This window comes from Sphingopyxis sp., assembly GCF_050916055.1.
In the GTDB taxonomy this organism is placed as follows: Bacteria; Pseudomonadota; Alphaproteobacteria; order Sphingomonadales; family Sphingomonadaceae; genus Sphingopyxis.
Window position 1 is genome coordinate 822,985 of the sequence record NZ_CP051527.1, and the last position, 12,970, is coordinate 835,954.

The window sequence follows — 12,970 nt, forward strand, 5'->3', positions numbered from 1 at the left end:
TTCGAAGCCGGAGAGAGGACAAGGGCGATGGCGGAAGGAGAGGGTGGAACAATGCGCCAGGATGATGCGCCGCTGGAAGGGGGCTGCGCCTGCGGCGCGGTGCGCTATCGGCTGGAAGCGGCGCCCTATGACTCCGGCTGGTGCCATTGCCGCGTCTGCCAGCGTGTATCGGGTTCGGGCGGGCTGGTGTTTACGACCGTTCCCCTTGTTCAGTACCATCTGGTCCAGGGCGCGGACGATGTGGGCAGCTTTGCCTCGACAGACTTTGGCACGCGAACCTACTGCCGACTGTGCGGCTCGCCGCTGACCATCCACGTTCGGCACCAGCCGGAAGAGATCGACATTGCAGTGGGTACGCTCGATGATCCCGAGGAAATTGTACCCCGCTTTCACATCTATGCTGCGGAAGCGCCAAGCTGGATGCCGATGACGGCATTCCTGCCTCGCTACAAGGCGCTGCGTCCCAATACGCGCGGCCTCGACGAAGGCCAGACCGACGTTGGCTGAGGAGAAGCTCGGTTGTTTCGTTCTTTGTGTGACGGCGGGCATAGCGACTTGCCGTGACGATGCTGAAGTGAACCCATGCCCAAAAATATATTCATAGTGGAAGACGATCCGCTGGTAGCGATGATGCTCGAGAATTATCTCGACGCGATCGAGCGGCAGACCGTCGGCTGCGCGGAGGATGTCGCAAGTGCGCTCGCGGGCATTGCCGAGCTGACCTTCGATGCCGCGATCGTCGATGTCCACCTCGCCGGCGGCGAGACCAGTGAGCCCGTTGCCGCGGCGCTGAAGGCTGCGAATATTCCGTTCATCATGACAACGGGATCGGGCGTCAGCAGCGACCCTGCCTTTGACGGGGCACCTTTCCTGACGAAGCCATTCACGCTTGCGAACCTGGAGGCGGCGCTGTCACAGCTGCGCTGAACCGACCCCAAAAGAGACGCCCGCCCGATCGAGACCGGGCAGGCGTCAGATGGAGATCTCCGGTGTCCTGAAAGGAAAGAGCTCTCTTGGGTCGCCCGGCGCGGATAGCCGCAAGGCGCAGCGGATCATTGTACGGCAGCGCCATAAGCGTGGCTGCGGCGGTTGGCATCCGAGCGAACGTAAAGCATCGGCTTCGACCATCGGGTCGGGCCGCACCCAGTAGCAGAAGAGGAGGGGTTTGGCTTTCCCTGTCCCTATTGCCAATGCCCCGTAACTGCGCTCACGCCGTCTTCTGAAATCGTTCGAACCGGTTAAGTGCGGTCTCGATCTTGCTCCGTAGAGCCCTGGTTTCGGGGACGAGCCATGTCCATTTCTGGATCGTCAGCGCGCCGGCCCTGCGATCCATCTTCATATCGATGGCGGCGACGATCCGGTCGCCGACCAGCACCGGGAGCGCGAAATATCCCAGCACCCGCTTTGCCGCAGGAACATAGGCTTCGAACCGGTGCTCATAACCGTAAAGGGCCGAGAGGCGCTTGCGCTGGATCACGAGCGGATCGAACGGCGACAGGATATGAACCCGCCGTGCCGGGAGGAGTGCAGAAAGTTCGTCGAGCGCGGCCGGTTCGGCCCAATGGTTTGCGCGCGCCAGACCCTCGATCGCGACCGGCACAAGTGAACCGCAGGCGACGCGCTCGGCGACGAGCCGCGCCACCTCGGCCTTGGCCGGCGCATCGACATAGGTCATGCTCTCGAGACTGGCGACGCCTTGCGTGCGGAGGCCGCGGTCGAGCAGATAGCCGGCAAAGGCTCGCGGGGAGGCAGGAGCGGGGCGCGCGGTCCAGCCGAAATGGCGTTCGGTCAGCTCATAGAATTTGAGCATGCCCGTGCGCGCGCTGATCGTGAGATCGCCGGTCCAGAATCCGTGCGACAGCAGCCGTTTCGAAGGTTTGCGGCTGGCCCATGGATGGTCTTTTTCTTCGAGCATCGCGTCGTCGATATCGCGGAGCGACAGCGGGCCGTCGTCGCGGATGCGGGTAAGCAGCGCCGCATAGGCTTCGGGATCAACCTTGGCGAAGGAGGGATGCGGCCTGATGCGCCACGCGTCCATCGCGGGAATGAAAAAGCGGTAATCGTCGGTCGGGATATAGGCGAGGGCATGCGCCCAATATTCGAACGCGGACTTCGCGTTCGATTGCACCGCCGCGAGGGCGGCCGTCCGGTAGTTCGGAATGCGCGACCAGAGGATGTGGTGGTGGCAGCGCTCGATGACGTTGATCGTGTCGATCTGGACATAGCCGAGATGGCGTATCGCCGCGGCGACCGCCGCGGGTCCGGTGCCAAAGGCCGCACCTTCGTCGAGCCGCTGGGCGCGCAGCCACAGGCGCCGTGCATCGGCTTGGCTGATCTTCATGGTCGTCGCCGTCATTTTCTGGATCTGGATGCCTCCGGCAAATGTTCGGTAGCGCGCGCGGCCACGCTCACTGATAGCGCAGAGTTTTCTCGAACCCTTCGTTCGCCTTCGTCATCTTTGCCAGTTTCCGGAGGTGACCGCGAACATTTCGGTGGAAGCGCGCATCATCGTAGATGCCCGTCGCGGGATAATCCGCTTGGGCGGCCAGGGTCTTGATATGCGCCGCGAACGCCGCCTGCTCATTTGTGGTGTCCGCGTTTTTTAGTGCCCGGCAGACCCATTCCTCAGCCGCCGCCTTGTCAAAGTCATCCTGCGCGTCATAGCCACGCCGGTCGGCGGCCGCCTGATCAAGCTTCGCGGCCGCGAAGCGGCGCTCCAGCCAAATGCGGACCTGCGCCCCGTCCCATGCTTTGTCCGGATTGCTCACGACAAGGTTCTCCAAATGATACCAGCTTCGCATAAAGAACGGGCGCATCGCGCAAGCAGCGGCCCCGAGCCGAGGACGTCAGGGGTTCACGGCGGGCAGGGACGTCGCTGCGCGCGGGCGAACCGGGGCGCGATCTGGACGTTGCGCGATCAGGAAGCAAGCTTGAACGCGTCCGCCACGAAATCGCGGCCCAGCCGCAAGCCGACCGGGTCGACATTATGGGCGACCCCATAGGAAATATGGGTCGTGACGGCGACGCTGAGCCGCTTGAGCTCGCTCTCCGCCATATGCAGCGCCGCGATCGGGACGACCGGATCGGCGGTGCCATGGATCAGCAGCACTGGCGGTTTGGAAATGTCACGGTGCGCGAGCTCGGCGGCCCCGGTAAGCATTCCCGAATAGCCCACGACCGCTGCGACCGGTCGGGATCGGTGCAGCGCGACATGCAGCGCCATCATCGTGCCCTGGCTGAAGCCGACCAGCGCGAGATCCGCCTCGGTGAGGCCATATTGGGCGAGCTTGCGGTCGATAAAGGCGTTGATGGCCGGCGCTGCGGCGGCTGCCCCCGCCGCGAGCGCCGAAGGGGAAAATCCCGACAGCCCCCACCACTGATAACCAGCTCCCATCATCCCGCAGCGCTGCGGCGCATGCGGCGCGAGGAACAAGGTGCCTTGAAGCTTCTCCTGCCATTGCGGCGCAAGCGATATCATGTCGGTCCCGCTGGAACCGAAACCGTGGAGCAATAGCACGATCTTGCGGGGCGCCTCGCCCGAGCGCGGCTTCAAGCTGGCGCCATTGACGATCTTGGACAAGGATGGGCTCTTTCAATTCAGGAAGGCGAGCCGCTTGCCCGGCGGCGAGCGGCGAAATCGCGGTCGTTTCTGCAGCCTCACGGGTTTCATCTGCCGGTTTGGCCCAAGCCTTTTGCGAGCAAGACCCGAGTTCGGACCGCAAAGCGCTCGGCTCGAAAAATATTCGAACATTCCATATCGGGAGCGCGGTCCGAACATCAAGCCCGGACCGCCTGGCCCCATATCGCCTATCAATGGATTTCATCGGGTGCCGCGTGGTCCCGGCAACCCGCCGCGGCCTTCGGCGTTGAACTCTCATGCAAGGCCTTATTTCATGACCCCCCGCTGGCCCGCCACCCTCTGGGTTGTCCGTCACGGTCAGAGCGCTGGCAATGTCGCGCGCGACGCGGCGCACGCGGCCCGCGCCGCGCGAATCGAGCTCGACCACCGCGATGTCGATGTGCCGCTGTCGAAGCTCGGAATGGAGCAGTCGCGCGCGCTCGGCGAATGGTTCGCGGCAGGCGAAGAGGATGGCCGCCCCGAGATCATGCTCGCCTCGCCCTACGTCCGCGCGGTTCAAACGGCCGAGATTTTTCGCAAGGCGGGAGGCTGCGCGCCTGATGAGAAAATATGTATCGACGAGCGACTGCGCGAAAAAGAATTCGGCATCCTCGACGGGCTGACCCGGATCGGCATCGAGGGGGTACACCCTGAACAGGCCGAGTTTCGCAGCCTGCTCGGCAAATTCTATCACCGACCGCCCGGCGGCGAGAGCTGGTGCGACGTCATCCTGCGGCTGCGGTCGCTGCTCGACACGGTGTCGCTCCATTATGGCGGACGCCGGGTGATGATCGTCGCGCACCAGGTTGTCGTGCTGTGCCTGCGGACGATCATCGAAAATCTTGGCGAGGCCGAGATTCTGGCCATTGATAAGGAGGGCGATGTGGCGAACTGCGCGATTACCGAATATCGCTTCGACCCCGATGTCGGACGCGGCGGCAATCTGGTGCTGGCACGCTATAATGTGACCGCGCCGATGAAGGACGAGGTTCCGGTAACCCGCGAGCCCGATGCGATGGTCGCCGCCCGTGGCTGACCCGGTGGCGCTCGACACCGCTTGGCTCAAGGCGAACCCGCTGCCCGACCATCATGACAATATCGACAAGAACGGCCGGGGGCGCGTGCTGGTGATCGGCGGATGCCGCCGCGTCCCCGGCGGCATGCTGCTGACCGCCGAGGCGGCCTTCCGCGCGGGCGCCGGAAAAGTCACCATCGCCACCATTGCCTCGGCCGCGATCCCGATGGGCATTGCCTTTCCGGCGTGCGCGGTGGTGGCGCTGCCCGAGACCGACAGCGGCGAGATCGCGCCCGAGAGCGCCGAACTGCTGATCGCCGAATTGCCACTGCATGACGCGATCGTTTTCGGTCCGGCAATGATCGACGATGACATCGTCGCCGCGCTGCTCGCCGGGCTTCTGCCCGCGCTGCCCGAGGATCTGTTCCTCCTTCTCGATGCCGCCGCGCTCCGCGCCGCGGCCGCGCATGCCGATTCAATCGCTGCCCGCGGCGATCGCACCATATTGACCCCCCACGCAGGCGAACTCGCGGCCCTGCTCGGCGCAGACCGGGACGCGGTGATGCGCGATCCGCTCGCGGCACTGCGCGAAGCGGCGGCACGCTTCGGCGCCGCGGTCATGGTCAAGGGCGCCACCAGCCACTTGATGGCCGGCGATGTCTGTCTCGCTTACGCCGGGGGCGGGCTGGGGCTTGCCGTCAGCGGGTCGGGCGACGTGCTGGCGGGCCTGATCGCCGGACTTGGCGGGCAGGGCCTCGCGCCGCTGCAAGCCGCGGCCTGGGGCATATGGCTTCATGGCGAGGCCGGGCGCCGTTTGTCGGAGACGATGGGGCCGATCGGTTATCTGGCGCGCGAACTCGCGCCGCTGGCGCCGGGACTGATGCGCGGCGTTCGATAAGCCTTGCCGGAGGCTTTCGCTCCCTTGCCAAAGCCTTTCGGTCCGGCGCCTTGGCGGCGTGATTGCCAAGGTTGGGGAGCGCAGAGCCGCGACGTTCGACGCGCAAATCTGCAAATGCGTATCGCGCTTCCGATCGCGCCGCGGGAACCGTGAGCGCGGACGCGGATAGGATTGAACGCACTATCTTTAATCGCCCCTTGTCTTCGCCAGCAGCCGCTTGATGTGCGCCGCCACGCTTTCCGGGTCATAGGGCCGCTTGAGATGCGGACCCTCGTCGCACAACTGGCCTGCGGCCTTCGCGGCCGCATCGACATTGCCGGCCAGCACCACCTCGACGCCGGGATGATGGTCCCGGACCCAGATCCTGAGCGCGAAAGCATTTTGGCGCCCCGTGAGCTCGGCGTCGGCGAGCAGCGCGTCGATCTTCACCGCGCCTTCCTCGAGCGCGATCACCACCTCATCCGACGTCGCCGCCTCGAAGACCTTATAGCCGCAGTGTCGCAGATATTCGGCAAGCGCGTTGCGGACCAGGACGTCGGCGTCGGCGACAATCAGGCACTGTGGGTCTGGGACGTCGTCTGCCATGGGTCTCCTATCAGCCGGGCGATCAATCCGGCGAGCGCGTCGAACATGTAGGGCTTTGTGAGAAATTCATCGGCCGGATAGGATTCGGATCTGAGCAGGTCGGCCGAACAGACGATGACCGGCCGAGCCGGCGCCAGCGATTTGGAGCGGCGCGTCAGCTCCATCCCATCGATCGCGCCGGGCATCCGGACGTCGGTGACGATCAGATCGACGGATTGTTCGGACCGGAGGGTGTCGAACCCTTCGTCGCCATCCACGGCTTCCAGCACCTGATATCCGAGCTCGCGAAGCGAATCGGCCAGCATGAAGCGAATGAGAAATTCATCCTCGACCACCAATATCGTTTGTGCACCCACCCTCGGTCCTCATCCACGATGCGAAACCAGCGAATCCTTTTGGATCCGCACCGCGCCACATCGTGGATAGTCGCTAAACGACTGTCGATAAAGGCAGGTTCCCCGGCGCGTCGCGGAATCGCGGTGATAATCGCTTATGTCCGCCAGCCCGGCATGGTCCCGCTCCACTGTGCGACCCCGACCTGCGCCAAACGTGCCGCCGCTTGCCCGGCAGACGCGCGGCAGGTTACGCGGGTCGCCTTCGGTCCCGACCGGAGCCGCGACAACTATGCCGCGCCCCTCAAGCGCAGCGAATGGCTGATCGACGCGCGGCCCACCGGGCTGATCGTCTTGGGCGGTTGTCCCGTTCGAGCAAGTACATGCTCCCCGGCGGAAGCCGGGGCCCAGGGCGTGAACAGGCGGACGTCGTTTTATGGCGCCCTGGACCCCGGCTTTCGCCGGGGAACAGTCGCTTACTTGGCGCAAGGGGACAATTGCCATCGTCTTGTGGGTCACCGGCATCCAGGACGATCTTGTCGACATGGCGCCGGTGTACAGCCTCCCGAAGTGGGATTTTCGTGTGCGGGAAGGGGACGGAGGAGCCGATCCGGATTTGACAGCGCTTGCCAAGCGCCCAGCGAAATCACACAGGTGAAAACAGTCATGCGAACCGATCTCGATCATCTTCCGCCGTCCAAGCAGCGCGAGCTCGAGCGGGTGAAACAAATCATCTTCGAAGAATTCGAGGATGCCCTCGCGCTCGGCACGATGAACTGGAAGAAGAAGGGGCGGATAGACAAGATCATTCTCTATGGTAGCTATGCGCGCGGCGGCTGGGTCGACGAACCGCATACCGCTAAGGGCTATCGGTCGGACTTCGATCTGCTCATCATCGTCAACGACAAGCGCTTGACCGAGAAGGTCGATTACTGGCTGAAACTCGACGATCGGCTGACGCGCGAGCTCGCGATCGACAAGACATTGCACACGCCGGTCAACTTCATCGTTCACACCATCCAGGAGGTGAACGATGGGCTCGCGCACGGACGCTATTTCTTCATCGACGTCGCGAAGGACGGCATCGCGCTCTTCGAATTTGACGACAAGGAATTGCACCAGCCGAAGCCGAAGACGCCCGAGCAGGCGCTGGCGATGGCGCGGGAATATTTTGATGAGTGGTTTCCTGCTGCGATGAAGCGGTTTGACGGCGCACGCTATTATCGGGAGCAGGGCCACTTAAAAGACGCAGCTTTCGATACCCACCAAGCCGCAGAACGCCTTTATCATTGCGTTCTATTGGTCTCGACCTTTTACACCCCTCACGTCCACAATCTCGGCTTTCTGCGGACCCAGGCCGAACGGATCGATATGCGGCTGGTCGAAGCCTGGCCGCGCGAGTTGAAGGCCGATCGCGCCCGGTTTGAGAAGCTGAAAGAAGCCTATGTGAAGGCGCGCTATTCGAAACATTATCGCATCACCGAAGAGGAACTCCTTTGGTTGGCAGGCCGTGTCGAGGAGCTGTCCCGCGCCGTGCACGCCATCTGTTCGGAGCGGATTGCCAAGCTCGAAGAAGCTTTGCGGGCCGGGGCCTAGGCCTGAGTTATGCGTGTTCGGGATTTCTTGCTGCTCTTCGCCGTGTGCCTGGTCTGGGCGTTCAACAATGTGCTCAGCAAGATCATCGTCACCGACTGGGCGATACCGCCGCTCTTCTATGTGACGCTGCGCTTCAGCGTCGTTGCGATCCTCATGCTGCCCTGGCTTTTGCCGATGCCGCGACCGGCGTGGCGGATCGTTGCGATCGCGCTGCTGCTCGGCGGTGGCAGCTTTGCACTTCTCTTCACTGGCCTGCGTACGACGTCGCCATCGGCGGCGGCGATCATTCTCCAACTCGGCGTTCCCTTCACGGTGCTCCTGTCGATTCTCATGCTGGGTGAACGCATCCACTGGCGCCGCGGCCTCGGCATTGCTCTGACATTGGCCGGCGTGGTGACTGTTTCGTGGTCGCCGGACGGTGTGATGCTCTCATCCGGTCTTTGGCTGGTGGCAGCGAGCGCCTTTGCCGGCGCCGCCGGCGCCGTTCTGATGAAACAGGTCGTGAGCGTGAAGCCCTTTCGCTTTCAGGCATGGGTCGGGCTCATTTCCGCCACCGTCCTCGGCCTCATGTCGGTCGCGCTGGAGGATGGGCAATGGGCGGCAGCCGGGAATATCGGATGGCCTTTTGTCGGGGCGATTTTGTTCACCGCGATCATCGTCTCGATCGGGGCGCACTCGATCTATTATCATCTGATCGGGCGCTACGAGGCCAATCTGATCGCGCCGCTGACCCTCATGACCCCGCTCGGCACGATCGCACTCGGCGTTCTCATAACGCATGATCGTTTCGACTTGCGGATGGGGCTCGGCGGAGCGCTGGCCCTGCTCGGTGTGCTGATCGTGGCCATGCGCCGCAAGCCGGCAACTGAGCTACTAGTGGAGCGCGAGATACGTTAGCGGTCCTTGCGGACTTTTGTCGGCTTTGCGCCTGATCTAAGCCGTAGGCGCCTTTAGTCGGCTGCCCGAAACCTGCCGTTCGCCGAAGGCAGACAAAAACATCGGTAGCGCCGCTAAGCTAAGGCGGCTCAGCATAGGGTGGTCGTACCTAAAGGGAGCGTTTGAAATTTGAGGCGCAGCGTTGAGCTGCCTGCCAGCGCCATTCGGTTAGTGACGGCGGTGGCGTTATTCAATGTTGAGATAGGTTTGGCTGGCCTTGCCCAGCATTGATATCAATCATGCTCATATTGCTTGAGCGCGGTGGCGCGATCATAGGGGGTCAGTTCGTCGATCCGGCGCTGTTCGACCTTTTCGAGCCAGTTGGGATCGGCGAGGAGAACGCGGCCCAGCGCGACAAGGTCGAATTCGCCGCGCTCGAACATCGCCGCCAGATCCTCCAGCCGTCCCAGCATCGGCGAGGAGATACCCTCGACGAAATCCTGCATCAGGTCGCGGTCCATGCCGATTGACCCGACGGTGATCACGGGCTTGCCGGTGACTTCCTTGATCCAGCCGCCGAAATTCTTGGGATCGCCCGCATATTCGGGTTCCCAGAAGCGGCGCTGCGAGGCGTGGAAAATGTCGACCCCGGCGCGCGCCAGCGGGTCGAGCCAGCGGTGCATCTCGTTGGGATCGCGCGCCAGTTTTGCGTCATAGTCATAGGTCTTCCATTGCGAGACGCGGAAGATGATGGCGAAATCATCGCCGACCGCGGCGCGGCAGGCGGCAACGACTTCGGCGGCGAAGGTAGCGCGGTCGGCGATGTCCGGGCCGCCGTAGCGATCGCTGCGCAGGTTGGTCCGGTCCCAAAAGAACTGGTCAAAGATATAGCCATGCGCGCCGTGGAGTTCGATTGCGTCGCATCCGATCGCCTTCGCGGCGCGCGCCGATTCGGCGAAGGCGGCGATCGTATCGGCGATGTCGCGATCGGTCATCGCGCGGCCGCCCGGCACATCGGGGCCCGCAAAGCCCGACGGGCTGACCAGCGGCGCGTGCGGCGAATCGGGATAGTTGAAGTCGGCGCAACCGCCGACGTGCCATAATTGCGGGATAAACATGCCGCCTTCGGCATGAACGGCATCGACTGCACTTTTCCAAGCGGCAAGAGGTTCGTTACCGGCGAAGATCGGCACGGTGTCGGCGGACACGGTGTGATCGATCGCAACGCCGGTGCCCTCGGTGATGATCGTGCCAATCCCTGCGGCGGCGCGGCGGCGGTAATATTCGGCGCCGTCGTCCGTCAGCACGCCGCCGGGCGCGAAATAGCGCGACATCGGCGCCATGCAGAAGCGGTTCGGCGCCTTGAGCGATTTGCACGTGAAGGGCGCGTGGAGCGGCGCGAGCAGGGCGGCGAGATCGTCGAGCGGCGCGGTGGTCATTGGGCAAGCTTCCTGACAAATGCAAGCAACGCCTCGTTATAGGCTGAGGGGTTTTCCAGTTGGGGCGAGTGGCCGGTGTCCATCGTGAGCAGCGTGCCGTTCGCGGCGCAATTCGCGGCAAATCCCGCGATAGCCGGATCGGCGATGCTATCCTTGGCCCCGCCGATCGAGAGCACCGGGAAGGCGAAGGATGCAAGCAGGCCGCGCTGGTCGAGCGTGGCAAGCCCGGCGAGGGTGTCGCTGGCGCGCGGGCCGGTGGCGAGGAAACCGCGCTCGACCCAGCCGATCATCGCCTCGCTCGCGCCTTCGCCCGATGCCCCTTCGGCAAGGGCGCGGAAAAAGCCGGGACGGTCGGCGGTGATCGCGGCGCCGATGCCGAGCACGTCTTCGGGCAAGCCGCCGTGCGGAAAGCCGTCGCCCTGAACATAGCGCGGTGATGCGCCGCAGGTTAGGATCAGGCCCGCAACGCGATCGCCCAGCAGCTCAGCCGCCGCGACGGCAACGGCGCCGCCGAGCGACCAGCCGTTGAGCGCGACGCGCGAGGCGTCGCAGCGCTCGACGATCGCCGCGACATCGCGCGCGATCGCATCGATCGACATGTCCGAAAAATCGCGATCGGACCGGCCGCAGCCGCGGTGGTCGACGACAATCGCGCCGTGGCCGTCGGCCAGCAGCGCCTCGACCGCCGACGCCCAATAATCGCCCGACATGCCCCAACCGTGGATCAGCACGACCGGCAATTTTGCAGCGCGGTGATGCTCGTAATAGACGCGGCCGCCGTCGTCGGTGTCGAGATAGGCCATAAAAGCTCCTATGCGGGTGGGGACAGGGTGACGCCGGGCAGCGGGTTGAAGTGGTACATCTTCACCTTGCGGTGCGCGATCTTCCACACGCCGCCCCGCCGCTCGAAGGTATCGAAATAGCTGGCGCTCACCGTTTGTGCCTGTCCGTCAGAGGTGGTGCCGATACAATCGACGTCGCACACCCCGGTTGCGCGGTCCTCGCTGTCAAAGGTAATCACGAGGTTGGTGGTGAAGTGGCTCGATGCGCGCCAGGCGGGCCACAGAATTTCCTTCGTGACATGCGCGATACCCTCACTCGCTTCGAATTTGCCAAAGGGTGGACCAATGTCCCACACCGCGTCGGGCCACCAAATCGCGCTGAAGCGGTCCCAGTCGTGCTTGTCAAAGCCATGGCAATAATCGCTGACCAGGTCGTGCATCGCAAAGCGGCTTTCGACGCGGTCGAGACGCTGTTCGAGGTCGGTGGGTTCGGTCATGTCGGGCTCCTTGCGCCGTCGCGCGTCAATCGAGGTAGGCGGCAAATTTCTCGCGCGCAGCGGCGAGCCGCGTCGGCACATGATAGCTGGGGAAGGGACCATCGAACGGGATGACGTCGCGCAAGATGTCCTTGGCGACGCCGATCTTGTGGACCTCGGTCGGACCGTCAACGATCCCCATCTCTGGGACATATTGCCACATATCCATCAGCGGGGTTTCGTTCGACATGCCGAGCGAGCCGTGAAGATGGAGCGCGCGATAGATGACATCTTTCAGGACCCCGGGCATCGCCGCCTTGATCGCGCTGATTTCGCGGCGCACCGGGCGCGTATAGCTTTTGTCGCGGTCGAGCAGCCAGGCGGCGTAGAGCACATGCAGCCGGAATTGCAGAATCTGCGTGTAGCTGTCGGCGATCTTTTCCTGGACCATCTGCTTGTCGGCCAGCCGCTCACCCTTGGTGGTGCGGCTGACGACGCGCTCCTTCATATAGTCCATCGCCTTGTTCAGCATGCCGACGGTACGCATCGCATGATGGATGCGGCCGCCGCCGAGGCGCGACTGCGCGACCTTGAACCCCTCGCCGACGGGGCCGAGGCGGCTGGCTTCGGGGACACGGCAATTGGCGAACCGCAGATAGCCGTGGACGCCGCTGCCGATCTCGTCCTTCGGACCGACTGCGGTGTTGCGCACGATCTCCAGCCCCGGGGTGTCGTGCGGAACGATCAGCATCGTCGAGCCCTGATGGACCGGAACCTCGGGGTCGGTGATGACCATGACGATCAAGAATTCGGCGATGCACGCGTGGCTGGCGAACCATTTTTCGCCGTCGATCACCCATTCATTACCATCGAGCCGCGCCTGACAGGTGAATTCGCCGGGATCGGCGCCCGCTTGGGGTTCGGTCATCGAATAGCAGGAGACAATCTCGCCGTCGAGCAGCGGCTGGAGATACTTCGCCTTCTGATCGGGCGTGCCAAAGCGCGCGAGGATTTCGGCATTGCCGGTGTCGGGCGCTTGGGTGCCGAATACGACCGGGGCAAACCTGCTTCGTCCAAGGATTTCGTTCATGAGACCAAGTTTGACTTGGCCAAATCCCGCGCCGCCGAGTTCGGGGCCGAGGTGACAGGCCCATAAGCCTCGATCTTTGACGACTTGCTGGAGCGGCCGCATGATCTTGCGTGCTTTACTAGCCGGATCAAATGGGTCTGCCGGTCCGCGAAATACAAGATCTAGCGGCTCGACTTCCTCGCGCACGAACGCGGCCATCCAGTCGAGTTGGGCCTGAAATTCGGGGTCGGTCGAAAAATCCCAGGCCATCAGCGGTTCTTCC

At 63.6% G+C, this 12,970-nt stretch carries 15 protein-coding genes; 6 read left to right on the forward strand and 9 right to left on the reverse strand.

Features of this window, described 5'->3' with window-relative positions; translation table 11 throughout:
• Positions 1-51: 51 nt before the first annotated feature.
• Together HEQ22_RS04120 and HEQ22_RS04125 are read left to right on the forward strand one after the other, a co-directional pair.
• On the forward strand, positions 52-507 hold the full coding sequence (locus HEQ22_RS04120) for a GFA family protein (RefSeq protein WP_432769931.1): 456 nt from the start codon (positions 52-54) through the stop codon (positions 505-507).
• 75 nt (positions 508-582) lie between these two features.
• Positions 583-927 (forward strand): response regulator, encoded by a 345-nt coding sequence (locus HEQ22_RS04125; protein ID WP_432769932.1) that lies wholly within the window; start codon positions 583-585, stop codon positions 925-927.
• Positions 928-1,207: 280 nt separating this feature from the next.
• On the opposite strand, the gene HEQ22_RS04130 is transcribed toward HEQ22_RS04125, so the two are convergent.
• From HEQ22_RS04130 to HEQ22_RS04140, 3 genes are all read right to left on the reverse strand, one after another.
• A complete protein-coding gene (locus HEQ22_RS04130) occupies positions 1,208-2,341 on the reverse strand; it encodes a winged helix-turn-helix domain-containing protein (protein ID WP_432769933.1) in 1,134 nt (377 codons plus the stop codon).
• A gap of 67 nt (positions 2,342-2,408) precedes the next feature.
• Complete coding sequence (locus HEQ22_RS04135) at positions 2,409-2,768, reverse strand: hypothetical protein (protein ID WP_432769934.1); 360 nt, start codon at positions 2,766-2,768, stop codon at positions 2,409-2,411.
• 149 nt (positions 2,769-2,917) lie between these two features.
• Positions 2,918-3,580 carry an alpha/beta hydrolase gene (locus HEQ22_RS04140; protein WP_432769935.1) on the reverse strand — a complete coding sequence of 221 codons (663 nt, stop codon included), beginning with the start codon at positions 3,578-3,580 and terminating at the stop codon, positions 2,918-2,920.
• Between the two features lie 313 nt (positions 3,581-3,893).
• Between HEQ22_RS04140 and HEQ22_RS04145 the strand changes: the two genes are divergently transcribed.
• Together HEQ22_RS04145 and HEQ22_RS04150 are read left to right on the forward strand one after the other, a co-directional pair.
• Positions 3,894-4,655, forward strand: coding sequence for a histidine phosphatase family protein (locus tag HEQ22_RS04145; RefSeq protein WP_432769936.1), 762 nt, complete (start codon positions 3,894-3,896; stop codon positions 4,653-4,655).
• Entirely contained in the window at positions 4,648-5,532 is an 885-nt protein-coding gene (locus HEQ22_RS04150; protein ID WP_432769937.1) for an NAD(P)H-hydrate dehydratase, read from the forward strand. Before HEQ22_RS04145 ends, HEQ22_RS04150 begins: the two co-directional genes overlap by 8 nt.
• Before the next feature lie 186 nt (positions 5,533-5,718).
• Here the strand turns inward: HEQ22_RS04150 and HEQ22_RS04155 are convergent, their stop codons facing one another.
• Both HEQ22_RS04155 and HEQ22_RS04160 read right to left on the reverse strand, forming a co-directional pair.
• Positions 5,719-6,117, reverse strand: a complete 399-nt coding sequence (locus tag HEQ22_RS04155; protein ID WP_432769938.1) for a response regulator — start codon at positions 6,115-6,117, stop codon at positions 5,719-5,721.
• Positions 6,084-6,452, reverse strand: a complete 369-nt coding sequence (locus tag HEQ22_RS04160) for a response regulator (RefSeq protein WP_432769939.1) — start codon at positions 6,450-6,452, stop codon at positions 6,084-6,086. Before HEQ22_RS04160 ends, HEQ22_RS04155 begins: the two co-directional genes overlap by 34 nt.
• A 663-nt stretch (positions 6,453-7,115) precedes the next feature.
• Between HEQ22_RS04160 and HEQ22_RS04165 the strand changes: the two genes are divergently transcribed.
• Together HEQ22_RS04165 and HEQ22_RS04170 are read left to right on the forward strand one after the other, a co-directional pair.
• The gene (locus HEQ22_RS04165; protein ID WP_432769940.1) at positions 7,116-8,045 is read left to right on the forward strand and encodes a HEPN domain-containing protein; all 930 of its coding nucleotides are present in this window, start codon (positions 7,116-7,118) and stop codon (positions 8,043-8,045) included.
• A 27-nt stretch (positions 8,046-8,072) separates the two neighbouring features.
• Positions 8,073-8,942: a DMT family transporter gene (locus HEQ22_RS04170; protein ID WP_432769941.1), complete on the forward strand. Its 870-nt coding sequence runs from the start codon at positions 8,073-8,075 to the stop codon at positions 8,940-8,942.
• Between the two features lie 272 nt (positions 8,943-9,214).
• On the opposite strand, the gene HEQ22_RS04175 is transcribed toward HEQ22_RS04170, so the two are convergent.
• From HEQ22_RS04175 to HEQ22_RS04190, 4 genes are read right to left on the reverse strand one after another with little or no spacing between them, the layout of a single operon-like run.
• The gene (locus HEQ22_RS04175) at positions 9,215-10,360 is read right to left on the reverse strand and encodes a 12-oxophytodienoate reductase (RefSeq protein WP_432769942.1); all 1,146 of its coding nucleotides are present in this window, start codon (positions 10,358-10,360) and stop codon (positions 9,215-9,217) included.
• Positions 10,357-11,163, reverse strand: coding sequence for an alpha/beta fold hydrolase (locus tag HEQ22_RS04180; RefSeq protein ID WP_432769943.1), 807 nt, complete (start codon positions 11,161-11,163; stop codon positions 10,357-10,359). The genes HEQ22_RS04175 and HEQ22_RS04180 overlap by 4 nt, the downstream gene beginning before the upstream one ends.
• A gap of 8 nt (positions 11,164-11,171) precedes the next feature.
• Positions 11,172-11,639, reverse strand: a complete 468-nt coding sequence (locus HEQ22_RS04185) for a nuclear transport factor 2 family protein (RefSeq protein ID WP_432769944.1) — start codon at positions 11,637-11,639, stop codon at positions 11,172-11,174.
• Positions 11,640-11,664: 25 nt separating this feature from the next.
• Positions 11,665-12,957 (reverse strand): acyl-CoA dehydrogenase family protein, encoded by a 1,293-nt coding sequence (locus HEQ22_RS04190; RefSeq protein WP_432769945.1) that lies wholly within the window; start codon positions 12,955-12,957, stop codon positions 11,665-11,667.
• Positions 12,958-12,970 lie beyond the last annotated feature (13 nt).